The 16,729-nt window shown below is 38.5% G+C and carries 17 protein-coding genes; 5 read left to right on the top strand and 12 right to left on the bottom strand.

All coding sequences use genetic code 11. The features are described from left to right. Positions 1-372: 372 nt before the first annotated feature. A complete protein-coding gene (gene hisS, locus H3Z82_RS18510; RefSeq protein WP_182206980.1) occupies positions 373-1,743 on the bottom strand; it encodes a histidine--tRNA ligase in 1,371 nt (456 codons plus the stop codon). A 557-nt stretch (positions 1,744-2,300) separates the two neighbouring features. Between hisS and H3Z82_RS18505 the strand changes: the two genes are divergently transcribed. After that, positions 2,301-3,542 (top strand): ABC transporter permease, encoded by a 1,242-nt coding sequence (locus tag H3Z82_RS18505; protein ID WP_182206979.1) that lies wholly within the window; start codon positions 2,301-2,303, stop codon positions 3,540-3,542. A gap of 245 nt (positions 3,543-3,787) precedes the next feature. On the opposite strand, the gene H3Z82_RS18500 is transcribed toward H3Z82_RS18505, so the two are convergent. From H3Z82_RS18500 to rpsF, 4 genes are all read right to left on the bottom strand, one after another. Next, on the bottom strand, positions 3,788-4,264 hold the full coding sequence (locus tag H3Z82_RS18500; protein ID WP_182206978.1) for a DUF6495 family protein: 477 nt from the start codon (positions 4,262-4,264) through the stop codon (positions 3,788-3,790). A gap of 179 nt (positions 4,265-4,443) precedes the next feature. Further along, positions 4,444-4,905, bottom strand: a complete 462-nt coding sequence (gene rplI, locus H3Z82_RS18495; RefSeq protein WP_182206977.1) for a 50S ribosomal protein L9 — start codon at positions 4,903-4,905, stop codon at positions 4,444-4,446. Between the two features lie 13 nt (positions 4,906-4,918). Next, a complete protein-coding gene (gene rpsR / locus H3Z82_RS18490) occupies positions 4,919-5,215 on the bottom strand; it encodes a 30S ribosomal protein S18 (protein WP_027124835.1) in 297 nt (98 codons plus the stop codon). Positions 5,216-5,217: 2 nt separating this feature from the next. Continuing rightward, on the bottom strand, positions 5,218-5,556 hold the full coding sequence (gene rpsF / locus H3Z82_RS18485) for a 30S ribosomal protein S6 (protein WP_182206976.1): 339 nt from the start codon (positions 5,554-5,556) through the stop codon (positions 5,218-5,220). Positions 5,557-5,755: 199 nt separating this feature from the next. Between rpsF and H3Z82_RS18480 the strand changes: the two genes are divergently transcribed. Next, positions 5,756-6,451, top strand: coding sequence for a LytR/AlgR family response regulator transcription factor (locus tag H3Z82_RS18480; RefSeq protein ID WP_163515359.1), 696 nt, complete (start codon positions 5,756-5,758; stop codon positions 6,449-6,451). 247 nt (positions 6,452-6,698) lie between these two features. Here H3Z82_RS18480 and priA read toward each other — a convergent pair whose 3' ends face one another. Genes priA through nadC form a run of 3 tightly spaced genes read right to left on the bottom strand, consistent with a single transcriptional unit; the run spans position 6,699 to position 11,014 of the window. Then, positions 6,699-9,152 carry a replication restart helicase PriA gene (priA, locus tag H3Z82_RS18475; RefSeq protein WP_182206975.1) on the bottom strand — a complete coding sequence of 818 codons (2,454 nt, stop codon included), beginning with the start codon at positions 9,150-9,152 and terminating at the stop codon, positions 6,699-6,701. Between the two features lie 8 nt (positions 9,153-9,160). Beyond that, positions 9,161-10,156, bottom strand: a complete 996-nt coding sequence (locus H3Z82_RS18470; protein WP_220459212.1) for a YihY/virulence factor BrkB family protein — start codon at positions 10,154-10,156, stop codon at positions 9,161-9,163. Then, positions 10,157-11,014 carry a carboxylating nicotinate-nucleotide diphosphorylase gene (nadC, locus tag H3Z82_RS18465; RefSeq protein WP_182206974.1) on the bottom strand — a complete coding sequence of 286 codons (858 nt, stop codon included), beginning with the start codon at positions 11,012-11,014 and terminating at the stop codon, positions 10,157-10,159. It abuts the gene before it with no gap. A 98-nt stretch (positions 11,015-11,112) separates the two neighbouring features. Here nadC and rlmH point away from each other — a divergent pair, with 98 nt between their 5' ends. Continuing rightward, the gene (gene rlmH / locus H3Z82_RS18460) at positions 11,113-11,586 is read left to right on the top strand and encodes a 23S rRNA (pseudouridine(1915)-N(3))-methyltransferase RlmH (protein ID WP_182206973.1); all 474 of its coding nucleotides are present in this window, start codon (positions 11,113-11,115) and stop codon (positions 11,584-11,586) included. An 86-nt stretch (positions 11,587-11,672) separates the two neighbouring features. On the opposite strand, the gene hpf is transcribed toward rlmH, so the two are convergent. The 4 genes from hpf to H3Z82_RS18440 all read right to left on the bottom strand — a co-directional run bounded on the left by hpf (position 11,673) and on the right by H3Z82_RS18440 (position 14,563). Further along, complete coding sequence (gene hpf, locus H3Z82_RS18455; protein WP_182206972.1) at positions 11,673-11,972, bottom strand: ribosome hibernation-promoting factor, HPF/YfiA family; 300 nt, start codon at positions 11,970-11,972, stop codon at positions 11,673-11,675. Between the two features lie 276 nt (positions 11,973-12,248). Then, complete coding sequence (locus tag H3Z82_RS18450; RefSeq protein WP_182206971.1) at positions 12,249-12,563, bottom strand: 2TM domain-containing protein; 315 nt, start codon at positions 12,561-12,563, stop codon at positions 12,249-12,251. After that, complete coding sequence (locus H3Z82_RS18445) at positions 12,563-13,897, bottom strand: 2TM domain-containing protein (RefSeq protein WP_182206970.1); 1,335 nt, start codon at positions 13,895-13,897, stop codon at positions 12,563-12,565. Before H3Z82_RS18445 ends, H3Z82_RS18450 begins: the two co-directional genes overlap by 1 nt. Before the next feature lie 42 nt (positions 13,898-13,939). Then, a complete protein-coding gene (locus H3Z82_RS18440) occupies positions 13,940-14,563 on the bottom strand; it encodes a hypothetical protein (protein WP_182206969.1) in 624 nt (207 codons plus the stop codon). A 392-nt stretch (positions 14,564-14,955) separates the two neighbouring features. Here H3Z82_RS18440 and H3Z82_RS18435 point away from each other — a divergent pair, with 392 nt between their 5' ends. Together H3Z82_RS18435 and H3Z82_RS18430 are read left to right on the top strand one after the other, a co-directional pair. Beyond that, positions 14,956-15,660, top strand: coding sequence for an esterase family protein (locus H3Z82_RS18435; protein WP_182206968.1), 705 nt, complete (start codon positions 14,956-14,958; stop codon positions 15,658-15,660). A 70-nt stretch (positions 15,661-15,730) separates the two neighbouring features. Continuing rightward, positions 15,731-16,693, top strand: coding sequence for an ATP-grasp domain-containing protein (locus tag H3Z82_RS18430; RefSeq protein ID WP_182206967.1), 963 nt, complete (start codon positions 15,731-15,733; stop codon positions 16,691-16,693). The last annotated feature ends 36 nt before the right edge of the window (positions 16,694-16,729 follow it).

The raw sequence follows: 16,729 nt of genomic DNA, 5'->3' as shown, positions 1-16,729 counted from the left end.
ACATCATACTGTCACCCTGAACAGCCTGTCCTGAGCGCAGACGAAGGGCAGTCGAAGGGCTTGAAACGCAAAAATATAATTGATCATCATAATAGAATTCGACTACGCTCACCCTGACATTTGGCTGTCAACCTAAGAAAAGTCCAAAAAAAGAGCCAAATTCAAAAGCCAAATCCCGATTCTCCCCTTTAGGGGCTGGGGTCAAGATAGAACAAGATAGAATAAGAATTTGTAATTTGACCTCCCCCAGCCCGTTATAAAAGATTAGATAAATGTAATATGTGAGAACAAAGGGGTTCGTTCCGAATAGTCGTTCCGAATAGTCGGAAGCGCTCACCCTGACAGTTGGCTGTCAACCTAAGCATGGGCCAGCTATTTCAACAATGCCACCAAAGTTTCTAAGTCCACCGACTGCTGATCGCCACTATCCATGTTTTTAAGCGTGTAGGTTCCGGCCTCCAATTCTGATGCCCCCACTAAAACAACATTCGGAATGTTGCGTTTATTGGCATAATTAAACTGTCGTACGGTTTTTTTATTATCGGGATACAATTCGGCATTGATGCCATTTTCTCTGAGTTCTTTAATGGCTTTCATACTAGCAAGGGCTTCTGTTTCACCGAAATTAATGAACAAAGCTTTTACCGTATTGGTGATGGTTTCTGGAAACAAATTCAGGGCCTCCAATACCAAGTAAATACGATCGAGTCCAAAACTGATGCCTACACCACTCACGTCCTTTAATCCAAAAATTCCCGTAAGATCGTCATAACGACCACCACCTCCAATGGAGCCCATGGCAACCTCCTTTGGAGCCGAGACTTCTAAAATCGCGCCGGTATAGTAATTAAGGCCACGCGCCAAAGTGACATCCAGTTCCAAGCTAGCCGATTGCAATTTCAACTCGCAAATAGCCTTGTCTATAAACTCCAATTCTTCAATACCTTTTTTACCTTGTTCAGAAGTGGATAATATGGTCTTTAATTGAGCAATTTGCGATTCGAATGTCCCTGATAAACTAAACAAGGGCTGTAACTTTTCAATCCCGGACTCAGGAATCCCCTTGCCCAACATTTCTTCCTTGACCTTCGCCTCTCCTATTTTATCCAACTTATCGAGGGCCACGGTAAAATCGATCAATTTATCTTGTGCGCCGATGACTTCTGCAATTCCCGCCAAGATCTTACGATTGTTGATTTTAATGGTCACGCCGTCCAATTTCAAGGCCGTAAATACAGCATCATACAATTGCACAAATTCTACTTCCTGCCATAAAGATTGCGATCCAACCACATCGGCATCACATTGGAAAAACTCTCTGAATCGGCCTTTTTGTGGGCGGTCTGCCCTCCAAACCGGTTGGATTTGGTAGCGTTTAAAAGGCATTTCGATATCATTTTGGTGCTGAACCACGTACCTGGCAAACGGCACGGTCAAATCGTAGCGAAGCGCTTTTTCAGAAATCGAGGGTGTTAATTTAAGCGCATCCTTGGCGGCATAAGCCTCCTGATTGGCCTTGCTCAGAAAATCGCCTGAATTCAAAATCTTAAAAATCAAGCGGTCACCTTCTTCGCCATATTTTCCCATAAGGGTTTCTGAGTTTTCAAAACTCGGCGTTTCAATAGGTTGAAATCCGAATCGCTCAAATTTCTGACGGATGGTGTTGAAAATATAATTACGTTTTGCAACTTCTTCGGGATTGAAATCGCGTGTGCCTTTTGGGATGCTTGGTTTTTTTGCCATATCAACTTCCCGCGAATACGGGAATCTCTTTATTCCTCGCGTAAGCGGGGATTTCGTTAAAATTATATTCATAATTCCTCGCTGTCAATTACGCTCCAAATGAACTCCAGCAGGAATCTTTTTCTTAATACTTGTATTGCTGCAAAAATATCATAATTATAGGAATTAGGACAAAAAAATAGTGAGCTTATTCTTTAGTCCGCGCAGCCAAGGAGTGTTGTATTTTTTGATTATAATGGCTCGTCCTATCAGTTGTAATTGGTTTCCTATTAAAGAGCTGCATATTTTCGCTATATCAGGGCAATAGATGCCGCCTCAAAGAGACATCGCTGTTTTGGTATTAAAAAATGTGAAGGTAAAATTAGGTATCGTACGAAATTAGATTTACGCACCAAGCATCTGCGTCATCTACATTATTCGCCAGCCATCAACAGGTGTCCACAGGATTTATCAGGGCAAAATAAAAAAATAGCCTGCTTATTTCAAATTTATAGTAACTTTATTGAATGTTTGTAGTCTTATAGTCATTCAACCATAACAAGAACACCTAAGTATTTATGTTTTCATTATTCAGAGAAAATATTCGGATTGCCCTTAATTCCATCCGCACCCAGCTGTTACGTACCATTTTGACCATTCTGATCATTGCGATTGGAATCACGGCTTTGGTTGGGATTTTAAGTGCTGTATCGGCATTGGAGAATACCATTTCAAGCGATTTCTCATCAATGGGCGCTAATACTTTTAACTTTCAACGCTACGAATTTACTACCCAACGCCAGAGCGGTAAAGAGGTTCAGAAAATCAATCCCATCATTTCCTATAGAAATGTGAAGGACTTTGAAGACCAATATAATTTTCCATTCACGCAAGTATCTGTTTCTTTTGTCGGTACTCAAGCTGCTGAAGTGAAATACGAAAATAAAAAAACAGACCCGGAGGTCATGGTTTTAGGGGTGAATGAAAACTATATCCAGAACTCTGGATTGGAAGTTAGCGAAGGTCGGGAGTTCAATTATTTCGATATTGAAAACAGCACAAACCTTTGTGTTATTGGAAGCGATTTAGCCAAAGCCATTTTGAGCGATGTCAACCCAATTGGGCAAACCATCAGTGTGAGAGGAGCAAAATTTAGAGTGATCGGAGTATTAAAAGAAAAAGGCTCGAGTTTTGGGAACAATCAGGATCTACGCATGATGATTCCCCTTCAAAAAGCAAGAACCTTATTTACCGGCCCAAACATCAATTACAGTCTGAGCGTAAAAACCGATAATAAAGACATGCTGGAAGGCGCGCAAGATGACGCTATATTGACTTTTAGAAATATAAGAAATCTAAATCCGATTGAAGAGAACGATTTTGGAATTGAACGTAGTGACGACCTCATCAACCGTATCGGGTCCATCACAGAATATTTGTATGTGGCTGCATGGGTGATTAGCTTAATTACCATTTTAGGGTCGTCTATTGCGTTGATGAATATATTGTTTGTATCCGTGACCGAACGTACTCGGGAGATTGGGGTTAGGAAAGCATTGGGCGCTAAAAGAAAAGTGATTGCGTCGCAATTTTTTATGGAAGCTATCATCATCGGACAATTGGGAGGTATCATCGGAATTGTATTGGGTGTGCTTATCGGGTATGGCGTTTCGGCGGCTGCCGATTTTCAATTCTCAACACCATGGTTGGCTATGTTTAGTGCCTTCACCATTGCCTTTATTGTCGCCGTGGTTGCGGGATTGCTTCCTGCTGTAAAAGCTGCTAAATTGGACCCGGTGGAGTCGTTGCGCTATGAGTAGAAAACAATGTGGACCACTGCGCTTTTAATTTTCCCACAGATATCGTAACCACACTTCCATCCAACAAGTTTTTACAAATTATGTGAAGCCTTATCGGTTGATGAACATGATATTGCTTTCCCATCCATACCACTTGTGAAGATGGGAAGTTAAAGTTGAGATTGACCGCGATGGAGTAATCAGAAGACATCGGAAAAAATTTGAAGGTAATAACTTTGCACACCGCGTGCTTGGTGTTACTCAAGCTATTCCTTCAAAACCAGTTTTTCAAAATACTTATACAGTTCGCCTTTGGTGATTACCCCGCCTTGTTGGATAAGCTTAAATTTATCTAAGGCCTTATCTTCTGAATAGGCTTTATTGGCGGTTAAGAATTCGACGTCATCAGAAAGAAGATTTTCCCTAAACCATTGGAACCCTTCAGACGTGGTCAGATCAACCGTATCAATTTTTAATTTTATGGCAATTAACTGCATCTCCTTATCCTTTAAATGGAACAAGTGCATTTGTTGTGGCGAAATATGTTCTAAATAAACTACTTTACTTAACACACCCTCCCAAACCAGATCGCTGAACACATCCAATTCCTCTTCCGCAACTTCGGGCTTATTGGCTTTAATATCGGCCCATTCTTCGGCAGTTATGGATTGTGTGGCCAAAAAATTAATAAATTCCTGGTGCAGTTCTTCAAATTGTTCTTTAGTAAGTCTTGTATATTTCATAGTTGTTGTCTCAAGATTTCCCTAAAATGGGAGCCTATTTTAGTCGACATCTAAAGCTTGCTCTGTCAAGCATAATAGCCATAGAATAGCCAATGATTCTTTAAAATAAAGATTAATAATTATGAAAAAAGCCCCATTCCAATAAGGATTGAGGCTTTTTAAAAAATTTGTTTTGAAAATTATGCTTCTGCAATAACTTCAAAAGTCAAATCAACGGTGACATCTCTATGTAGTCTGATAACCGCATCGTATTGACCCAATCGCTTGATATTACCACCTGTAATGGCGATATATTTCTTATCAATTGAAATGCCTTCATTGTTCAATGCATTTGCCAAATCAATATTGGTAATAGAACCAAATATTTTATCGCCTGCAGTTGCTCCAGCACTCGTTTTAGAAGTTAATTTGATATCCAATTCTTTTATTGCTTCCGCTTCTTTTTTAGCGTCTTCAATAATTTGTTTCTCTTTATAAGCACGTTGCTTCAAGTTTTCAGCCAATACTTTTTTAGCTGAAACCGTTGCCATTATCGCTAATCCTTGAGGAATTAAAAAGTTTCTACCATAACCGTTCTTAACCGTTACCACATCGTCTTTAAATCCTAAATTTTCAACGTCTTGTTTTAATATAAGTTCCATAGTTATGTTTTTATTATTTTAATAAATCTGCTACATAAGGCATCAACGCAAGGTGACGCGCTCTCTTTACCGCTACAGATACTTTTCTTTGATATTTTAACGAGGTTCCCGTTAAACGTCTTGGCAACAATTTACCTTGCTCATTTACAAAGCCCAATAACCAATCGGCGTCTTTGTAATCAACATATTTGATACCAGACTTTTGGAAACGACAGTATTTTTTCGTTTTACTAGTATCAATATTCAATGGGGTCAGGTATCTGATCTCACCATCTTTTTTTCCTTTAGCTTGTTGTTCTATTGATGACATAATTACGCTTTTTGTTTAAGTTTAGTTCTTCTTCTTTCCGCCCAAGAAATGGCATGTTTGTCCAATTTCACCGTTAAATAACGCATAAAACGCTCGTCACGTCTAAACTCTACTTCTAGTTCATTGATGACTTTACCATCTACAGTAAACTCAAACAAGTGGTAAAATCCACTCTTTTTGTTCTGGATTGGATAGGCCAATTTTTTTAAGCCCCAATCTTCTTTGGATACCATCTTTGCTCCTCTAGAAACAAGAAAATCTTCGTATTTCTCTACTGTTTCCTTTATCTGGGTCTCAGATAAAACGGGATTTAAGATGAAAACAGTTTCATAATGATTCATATAATGTATATTTAATAATTAAAAATGGCTGCAAAAATAACCATTATTAATGGTTCTTACAACAAAAGTTTGAGTAATTTTCCATCAAAATTCAGGTATTAAAAATAATGTTAATTTCAACAGTTTATCGATGTTATTTGGTTTTTGTCCGAATTATTCGTACTATTGTCGATATCTTAACCTAAATAAATCAAATGTTATGACTTTAAACTGTGTAGTAGTAGATGACTCTGCGATACAACGCTTATCGATTGTAAAGTTAATTGAAAATCATTCATCACTTAACCTTATTGCAGAATACAGTAGCGCACTTGAAACCAAAAATGGCTTAAATACCCATAAAGTAGATCTCATCTTCTTGGATATTGAAATGCCAGTTCTTAATGGTTTTGAGCTACTTGACGTTCTCAACAATAAACCCCAAATTATTTTTGTGACAGGCAAAACGGAATACGCGTTTAAGGCCTTTAATTATGACGCCACCGATTATCTACAAAAGCCAATTACCAGAGAACGATTTAATACCGCCGTAGATAAAGCGCTCGAACAGCACAAACTAAAACTCGACTTCAACGAAGCTGATGGCGAGCACATCTTTGTTAAAAGCAATTTAAAAAAGCGTAAAGTCTATATTAAGGACATCAAATGGATTGAAGCCCTTGGCGACTACGTTAAATTGGTTACCGAAGAGAACAGCTTGGTTGTACTTTCAACCATGAAAGCCTTTGAGCAGGAATTGCCAGAAGGTAAATTTTTAAGAATTCACAAATCCTACATTGTCAACTTGGATAAAGTGGACCGCTTTAACAGTAAAAATGTTGAAGTTGGAGCCTATGAAATTCCTTTGAGCAGGAATAAAAAGACAGAACTTGTAGATGCACTAAACAATATCTAACCACACTTAAGCTCCAAATCCAAAGTAGTGGTAAGCGGAAGTATTAATACAGTACACCAAGTTTTAAAACACCATATAATTAAACTACATAGTGAGGTTCCGCTAATCCCGAAGTATCGGGAGCGGGATGAGTTCGATTATCAAATTTGTACCAAATTTCTATAACGAGTAAAGTAAGCACAAGAAGAGATCCCGCCGAGGAGCGGGATTGGTTCGATTACGAAATTTGTTCCAAATTTCTATCTCACTAAAAGTTATCGACATTTAGAATCACCCTAACCGACCTAAATTCTTTAATACTTAAAAAGCTATTGTTAATCTTAACAATGGCTTTTTTAGTTTTTGATAGCGACTGCTGTGGTGGAATCTTAACAAGGATGTTTTTATGAAACTGGTTCCTGATTCGGGAAATTGGTGGAAATTCCGGTCCTAAAATATGACTTTTAAAAACCTGCCTTAAGCCCGTGGCGTACCATTCGGCACCAATATTTACTTTATTATAGTCTTTATGCTTTAAGGTAATCTTGATCAACCTGTAAACTGGTGGGTATTTAAAATTATGCCGTTCATCCATCTGCTCCAAATACATCTCTGCATAATTATTGGTTGAAACCTGGTGCAGGATCCTATGGTGCGGATTATAGGTCTGTATCAACACCTTTCCTCTTTCATCCGTGCGCCCTGCCCTACCCGACACCTGTAGCATTAATTGGAAACTCCTCTCAAGCGCTCTAAAATCGGGAAAATTGAGCATATTATCAGCATTCATAATACCCACAAGCTTCACGTTTCTAAAGTCCAAACCCTTGGTCAACATTTGGGTGCCCACCAAAATATCAATCTCCTTTTGTTCAAAAGCGGTGATGATTTTATCATACCCAAATTTACCCCGGGTGGTATCCAAGTCCATCCGTCCTACCTTGTGCTCTGGAAACAATTCCTGGGCTTCATCCTGAACCTGCTCCGTACCAAAACCCTTAGTATCCAACTCCACACTGCCACAGGCCATACAGTTTTTGAGCATTGCTGTATAATAACCACAATAATGACAGCGCAATTCATTCTTGAATTGATGAAAGGTCAAACTGACATCGCAATTAGGGCACTGTGGCGCATGACCACAAGTAGTACATTCTACAATGGGCGAGAATCCACGCCGATTTTGGAACAGAATAATTTGATGGCCCACCCGCAATGCTTCGGTCATTTCTTCAATCAATCGGTCGCTAAAATGCCCGGTCATGCGTTTACGTTTACGCTTATCCTGAATATCAACCAACTCAATATCGGGCATCATGACATCATTGAATCGGTGGGTAATTTCCACCAAACCATATTTGCCCTGCTTGACATTATAGTAACTTTCCAAACTTGGTGTAGCCGAACCCAACAAGGTTTTGCTTTTAAAAAGAGACGCCAATACAATGGCAGCATCACGAGCGTGATATCTTGGCGCAGGGTCAAATTGCTTGAAGGAGGTTTCGTGCTCTTCATCAACAATGACCAAACCGAGATTGTGAAATGGCAAAAATATTGAAGAACGTGCGCCTAATACAATCTGCGCCTTAGGTTGGTTTTCTAAAACGTTGTTCCAAAGTTCCAAGCGTTCGTGTGAGGAGTATTTGGAATGATAGACAGCAACCTTTCCGCCAAAATAAGTTTCCAACCGGCTGACCAATTGCGTGGTCAGAGCAATTTCAGGAAGCAAATACAACACTTGTTTTCCAGTGCTAATGACCTCTTCTATAAGTTTAACATAAACTTCCGTCTTACCGGAAGAGGTCACTCCATGAAGTAAAGTAATGTTGTATTTCTCAAAAGATTGCTGAATCTCCCTAAGAGCTTTCTCTTGGTGGATGTTTAGTGTCTTTGATGCCTCATTGGGATCTCCTGAATAGGCAACACGATCTTCCTGTAAATGATATTCGGTTAAAATCTCCTTATCGATCAAGGATTTGATAATGGCCGGAGACGCATCACTGGCTTCCGATAATTCCGAAACTTTTATTGGTTTTTTTGTTTGGGCCGAAATTGAGAATAAGGTCATGATCACGTCCCTCTGTTTTGGCGCGCGACTTAATTCCTCCAATAAATCCTGTAATTTTCCCGATTCTGAATGCTGCGAATTCAGCTTGACATAGCGCACCAATTTTGGCTTGTACTTCTCATAGACCTCTTCCTGAAGCACAATTGCGTCTTTATCCAACAAGGAATTGATTACTGGAAACACATTCTTCTTATCGAGAATACTGATCAAATCGTGAAGTTTTAGAGACGATTGATGATGCAGTGCCTCATACACCAAAAACTCTTCATCCTTTAGATCCGCATCATTGATGGTCTTATCGTTGTTTTTGGTGATGATGGTTTCGCTTTCCAACAAAAACGAGTTCGGCAATGCCGCTCTTAACACATCGCCTAAAGTGCAAAGGTAGTACTCTGAAATCCACTGCCAATGGGTTAACTGCGTCTGCGTAATGATAGGTGCATCATCCAATATTTGATGAATCTCTTTGGCCTCATAAGCGACAGGTTGTTGCTGGTGAACTTTAAATACCAATGCAGTGTAAATTTTACTTTTACCGAAAGGTACCGCCACCCGCATCCCCGCTTTTAAAAACTCTGATTCGGCTTGGGTGATGCTGTAGGTAAACAACCTTTCAAGTGGAACGGGAAGTATGACGTCTATAAAATGTTGCATGGAATAAATTAGGAGTTTTCTTTAGCAATTTGCTTTTGAAGATTAAATTTCTTTAGAAGTTGAATGGTGGCGTTCAATTCAAAGCCCAATAGCAAGATATTGGAGTTTAGCCAGATATAGAATAATAAAATCAACAAGGCACCAATAGACCCATAAAGCTCGTTATACGTTGAAAAATAAGTGACATAAATTCCGAATAAATATGAAAATACAATAATTAAAATGGTTGTCAACAGCGCCCCTGCAGAAAAGAACTTTGAGTTCTTACCCTCTCTGGTACCAAAATAATACAAAGTGGCCGTGGCAATATAGACCATAATCACAAAAAATATATATTTGGCAACTGCCACCATAAACAAGCCCTGTTCATAGGTTTCATAGCCCTGCTTGTCCATATAATAAAGCACCTTTTGAATGACATAAATTTGAAAATAACCAATAACTGCAATGGTAATTATCAATAAAAGAACCAAAATAAGCGCCACAAACATAGAGTATAGGTATTGTTTAACCACACTGCGCGTCAGTTGCTGATGGTAGGAACTTTCAAATCCCGAAAAAAGCGCACTGATCCCGTTGGCCATTAAAACAATGGACAATAAAAATACTGTTGAGATTAAGCTACCACTTGCTTTTGTATAAATATTCTGAAAAATATTATCAAAAAAGAAATCGGAGGTTTGTGGTGGCAAGACCGAATTCAAAAACCCTTTAAACTCATATTCAAATCCTGCTACTGGAATATAGGGAATCAGGATGATGATGAATAATAAAAAAGGAAATATGGCCGTAAAAAAGCTAAAAGAAATGGCACTTGCCCTACTGGTTACCGCTCCTTTAATAATGCCTTTGCCATAAAGCCTTAGAAAGTAATATAGCGTCAAACCTTCTAAGGCAGGTAATTTAATTTTTTTGAGAAGTTTGATGATATATTTTACAACGGGGATTTTTTCGAGCTTATCCTCGATATCATCCTCAATATTATCATCAGTGTGTTCAGACATCTAAACGGCTTTTAAACTTAAGTCCAAATTATACACCGAGTGGGTCAATGCTCCCGAAGAAATATAATCCACACCACATAAGGCATATTCACGTGCGGTGTCTTCATTGATTCCCCCCGACGATTCGGTCAGACATTGGTCGCCAATGAGCGCGACTGCTTTCTTGGTATCTGCATAATTGAAGTTATCTATCAAAATTCTGTAAACGCCATCGTTTTTGAGGATTTCTCTAATCTCATCAAGATTCCTGGCTTCCACAATAATTTTCAAGTCTAAGTTCTTTTCTTTTAAGTAGGCTTTCGTTTTGGTGATGGCCTTGGTGATTCCGCCTGCAAAATCGATATGATTGTCTTTCAACATGACCATATCATACAAGGCAAACCGATGATTTTCGCCACCGCCAATTTTCACAGCCCATTTTTCGAGGGCCCGAATGCCAGGCGTGGTCTTTCTGGTGTCCAAAATTTGGGTTCCGGTACCTGCTAGCAAATCCACAAAGGTTTTTGTCTTTGTGGCAATGGCACTCATACGCTGCATCGCATTTAACACCAAGCGCTCAGCCTTAAGAATGGATTGCGATGACCCTTCCACGTAAAACACGATATCACCGTATTTTATTTCGGCGCCATCTTCAATTAAAGTTTCTACTTTTAAGTCTTTATCTATATATTGAAAGACACGCTTGGCAAATGCAACCCCCGCAATAACGCCATCGTCCTTGACCAAAAGCTTGGCCTTCCCCTGAGCTGAAGCAGGAATACACGCCAAGGAACTGTGATCGCCATCGCCAACATCTTCTCTAACGGCATTAGCAATAATGTTGTCTATTTCTATATTGAATTGTTTTTCTGAAATCATTGTTAGGAATATTTAATGTAAAAATACTAATTGATAATCGAAATACTCAAATTCCAAATCTGAAATTCAAAATCCCGACAAATTTGTAAATTTACGACATGCAAATAAAACTTTTAGCCATCGGGAAAACCGATCATCAGCAACTTCAAATACTGATTAACGAGTATCAAAAACGCTTAGGATTTTACATAAAATTTGAATTTGAGATCATTCCCGATCTTAAAAAAGCAAAGAATTTAAGTGAAGCGCAGCAAAAACAAAAAGAAGGCGAGTTGATTTTGGCAAAACTGGGCACTTCAGACCTGCTTATTTTGTTGGATGAAAACGGAAAACAATACGACTCTGTGGCCTTTTCCGAATATCTGCAAAAACACATGAATTCTGGGATCAAACAATTGGTTTTTGTCATTGGCGGACCTTACGGCTTTTCAAAAGACGTCTATCAAAAAGCAAATGGGAAAATATCATTGTCTAAAATGACATTTTCCCATCAGATGATCCGTTTGTTCATGATAGAACAATTGTATCGCGCATTTACTATTTTAAGGAATGAACCTTATCATCATCGCTGAAATAGGTTTAAAGTTTGGGGCTTTCGAATGAATGATAATTTAATTTCAATGTGTATAGACGCTCACCTCAAACCTCATCCCTTACTTTAATGTGTCATAAAAGCCTGTTTTCTCTTCTTTAACTGGATTTCCAAATCGTTGATGGTCTCCTTAACCGACATTTCAAAGTTTTTCTCGTCAGAAGTAGCAAATATTTGTGGTCCTGGCAGACTCAATTTGATATTGCAAATCTTTCCTTTTTCAGGATTGGTGCCTTCTTCTTTAAAAAACACATCGGCATTGATCAGCCAATCATACTTTTCGGCCATTTTATTTAGTCTTTTGGTAGTATGCTCGGCTAGTGAATCGCTAAAATCCAAGTTTACGAATTGAATATTTATTGTCATAATTATAGTTTTTTGGTTATAAGACTAAATTACGGGTTTAAAAAGAAAGAAAAGCTGACATACATCATAAAATAAGCTTAAAGTTATCTTTTTGCTTAAGGCTAATATCAAATCTCGAGGCCTCTAATTTAGACATCCAATCTTTATTAGGATCTATAGGTTCGAGGTGTACAACAATCATGATGCCTTATCTCTCCATCTTAACAATGGCTACTTGACACCTAATACTTAATAATAGTTTCCATCTTCCTTAATTCTGAGCCCTACGCTAAATGGTTACTCCCATTTACTCTTACGTTCCTTCTCCATGAGTTCTTTTATTTTTCGTTCCTCCCAATTTTTACCTAAGACGATATATGGCATAAATACCGAGAGTCCATGTGCCAAGATTCCGATACCCCAAAAAAACAGGGTTGTAAAATTCTGCCATTTAAAATAACTCTCGCCGGGATCCAATTGCTGAACATTCACAACAACAATCATCAAATTAATCACCACATAAACTAAGAGGTGACTGTAAAACCCAGTAATTCTCTGGACACGTTTTTTTGCGCGTTCGTAACGTTCCTTTTCAAAATAATTTGGTTCCATTAGTTCCATGTTTTAGTGTGTTGTTCCTTTTCCAATATTTCCTTTATTTTACGTTCTTCCCATTCTTTTCCGTAGCCAAATACACCAAAGGCATGAAAGATGACGCCCATCCCCCAGCCCAACATTGGGAACCAGAACCATTGATAGTCCCATGAGGTTTTGTAGTTGATAAATATTAAAAATGGGATGACAACACAATAGGCCACGAGGTTTCCAAAGAACCCTTTGATGTCTTCCACTCTCTTTTTTGCCCGATAATAGGCATCTTCTTCGTTATATTGATGTTTTGTTTCCATGATTGAAATTTGTTTGGTCAAGATGGGTATTTTCACCTTAAAGAAGGCATTTGATTCGTCAATCAACACCTTGCGTTTGGTTAAAATATCATATCTATTGACAATATTTTGCAGTCCCACGCCTTTTCTGGTTTGAAGAACTTCTTTTTTCTGTAAATTATTCTGCACCACCAAATAGTTATCTTCCACCGTGATTTTGATGTGCAAGGGTTTTGATTCGCTCACGGTATTATGCTTAATGGTGTTTTCCAAAAGCAGTTGCAGAGACAAGGGCACCACCTTGGCCTCCTCAATGTTTGCATATTCCGAAATCTCAAAAGTAAGGCTGTTTTCAAAACGCATTTTCAAAAGATTCATATAGGTTTTTGCAAAATCCAATTCCTCGGCAACCGTCACTAATTCTTTATCTTTTTGTTCTAATACATACCTGTAAATTTTTGACAAAGACACCGTGAACCGTTGTGCGTTATCTGGGTTCTCCTCAATTAACGAGGTCAGCACATTCAAGCTATTGAACAAAAAATGAGGATCGATTTGTTTTTTCAGACTTTCAAATTGGGCGCTGGCGGCATGGGCAATGACTTTTTGCTCCTTAATTTTATTCTGTTGGTATCGGTTATAGAAATAAACAAAATGAAAAATGATAACAATGGTCAGGGTAATCCAAAGTCCGAAACTGTAGTTGCTCCAACGTTGTGTTTGCATAAATTCAATCCATGAGCCCCCTCTATAGAGATAATATTGCAAACCGTTCAAAATAAACAAACCGCCCATGGTCAGTACAACTGATCCGGTAATACCAACGATAATTCGTTTTAAGCCATCCTCTTTTTTCCAGGTCAGTTTCTCAAGATAGGCAAAGTAGAAATAATTGGTATATCCTAAAAGGAAGGCATAGAGTTGGTAAAACCCAAAGTCAATAAAAAAGTCGTTGACTGTGTTATAATTAAATCCGTTTGATAGAAGGTTCCCTACGACATATACAGCGCATCCTATAAAAAACGTGAGGTATAAACTTTTAATAGATTTAATGGTCATGAGTTTGTATCTGTTTATCGTGTGTTAGTCAGTGAACGTGCATTAGTCAGTGCAGGATTTCAGTACAGTTTGGGCATGCTGCTTTCCCCAATTGGGGTGAAAGGAGGATTCGGGCTTAAAGTTAGCAAAAAGTTCAATGGCTTTTTCTATATCCTTGCAAAACGGCGTGGTATCTTTTCCAAAATATCGTGCACTCCCCATATTCCATTCGGCTCTACCAAGTACCACCATTGGGTTCTCTGGAGCCATGTCAAAGGCCCTTTCATAAAGATCCGATATCTTTGCAGAATACTTCATCCCATAGGTCATCCCGTCAAAGGCTACCCAATTGGTTAAGATTTGGGCCTGCATGACCAACAAATCGGCGTTCTCCTTTTCGATAGCCATCGCATCATTGAGAAAGTTTTGCGCTTTTTCCAATTGGGCTTTTAATGTATTGGGATCCTTTTCTTCCCAAGATTTTAAACTGTTCATTTGGGCTACATAATAATTGGGCAACCATGCTTCAGGTTCAGCGGCAGCAATGCGTTCAAAAAGTTGCTCAGCCTCGTCCCATTGATTGTTTTTCCAAAGCTCAAAAGCTTTTTCCATGCCTTTGTCATAAGAACTTTGTGCAGATAAAATTCCGGTCACAAATAATACGGTAATAATAATTAAATGTTTCATTGTATTAGATATTGGTTTATGGAAGCAAATATCCATTTACTCTTTAAATTCTTAAAATCTGTTGGTCTGAACTGTCATATTTGATGGATGAATTGTAATTTAATGACTACCAATGCATTCATATCCAAATTGGACGAGCTTAAACAATAGACTTATTATGAAATTAATCCACTCTTATTCTTAAAAAAGATTCCAAAAAATTAAGATTCCTCCGTATTCTTTAAGATTTTCACAAAAATTTAAGATTCCTATTGGATGCTATTGTATTTATAATTAAAAAAAGTATATTGATGTACTTGTTTAAATACAAAGAAGCCAACACAACTTCTACACTGTAAGAAGCATCCGTTCACATTTTTCAACTTTAGCCTAACCTATTAAAAAATAAGATATTGAAAGAACAACATCACAAATGGTATTCGCCAACCCTCAGTAAAGACATAGAAATGCTTGTTTTTGGGCATTCAGGGTATCCTGTCATACTTTTCCCTACAACTATGGGCAAACACAATGAATGTAAAGACATGAAACTTGTGGAATCCGTCCGATGGTTTGTTGAACAAGGCAAAGTACAGATTTACTGTCCAGACGGCATTAACGAACTGAGTTGGTACAACAAACAAATCCATCCCGCACAACGGGCCAAAAACCATAATTGGTACGATCAGTTTATATTGAATGAAGTGGTCAATTCGATTTGTCATCAGAAAGGTTTGCCAAAAGTGGCGGTCGCAGGTCCGAGTTTTGGCGGTTATCAAGCGTCAAATTTCGCATTTAAACATCCTGAGAAAGTCAGCCATATGTTCAGTATGAGCGGTGCATTTGACATTACCTCGTTTGTTGGGCGTCATTATGATGACAACGTATTTTTTAACAACCCCATAGACTATCTCCCGGGCAATAATCACCCAGACTTATGGAAGATGAAAATTATTCTCGGCGTTGGCGAATGGGATATTTGTTTGGAAGCCAATGATCAGATGGCTAAAATACTGCGCGATAAGAATATACCTTTTTGGTATGATGTACGTAAATGGGCAAAACACGATTGGCCCTTATGGCGTCAAATGTTCCCGGAATATCTCTCAAAACTTTAGACACAAAAAAACAAACAACCAGATATTAAATAGATTTCCTCCAATAAGGAAATGAATAAAACTCTAATTTATGAAAAAAATAGGCATCCTATTCGGACAAGAAAACACGTTCCCACAAGCATTTATAGATCGTGTTAATGAAAAAAAGGCAAAAGGCATTATGGCAGAAGCTGTTACTATTGACATGGTAGAGCAGGCTAAGCCAACAGATTACGCAGTTATTATAGATAGGATTTCTCAGGACGTTCCATTTTATCGCGCTTATCTTAAAAATGCGGCCATTTCAGGAACTGCGGTCATCAACAACCCTTTTTGGTGGAGTGCAGATGAAAAGTTTTTCAACAACGCACTGGCTGAGAAAGTTGGTGTTCCTGTTCCGAAAACCTTCATTTTACCAACCTCTCATCGTCCACCGGACACCGATGAAAACTCCTTTAGAAATATGAAATTCCCATTTGCTTGGGAACACATGTTTGATACCATTGGCTTTCCGGCCTATATGAAACCTCATGACGGCGGGGGTTGGAAGAGTGTGTACCGTGTTGAGAATCCGCAAGATTTATGGAAAAAACATGGCGAGACAGAAAACTTGGTCATGATGCTCCAAGAGGAAATCAATTTTACGGAATATTTCAGATGTTATGTCTTGAATACGGATAACGTCCATATCATGCAATACGAACCGAGAAACCCACATCATTTGCGCTATGTCATTGACGGCCCTCCGGTGAAGCAAGAAATTTTAGATTTGGTCAAAAAATATTGTATTCGTTTGAATAAGGCTTTGGGCTACGATTTCAATACGGTAGAATTTGCCATTCGCGATGGCATCCCGTATGCTATTGATTTTTGCAATCCTGCGCCGGATGCGGATATCAATTCTGTAGGCCAGGAAAATTTCGACTGGATTGTTGAAAATGCTGCCAATATGGCCATTGACAAGGCCAAACAATATAAAAAAGATAAAATGAACCTGACATGGGGCACCTTTGTCAAAGATCAGATTACGGGTAAAAAGACCGTTTATAAATAAAAATTCAATAAGCTATCCGTCTTGACGTTTCGGGAC

The sequence above is a fragment of the Gelidibacter maritimus genome, from assembly GCF_014062315.1.
Taxonomy (GTDB): domain Bacteria; phylum Bacteroidota; class Bacteroidia; order Flavobacteriales; family Flavobacteriaceae; genus Gelidibacter; species Gelidibacter maritimus.
The sequence above is the reverse complement of the archived record's forward strand: the minus strand, read 5'-3'. Positions and strand labels throughout refer to the sequence as shown.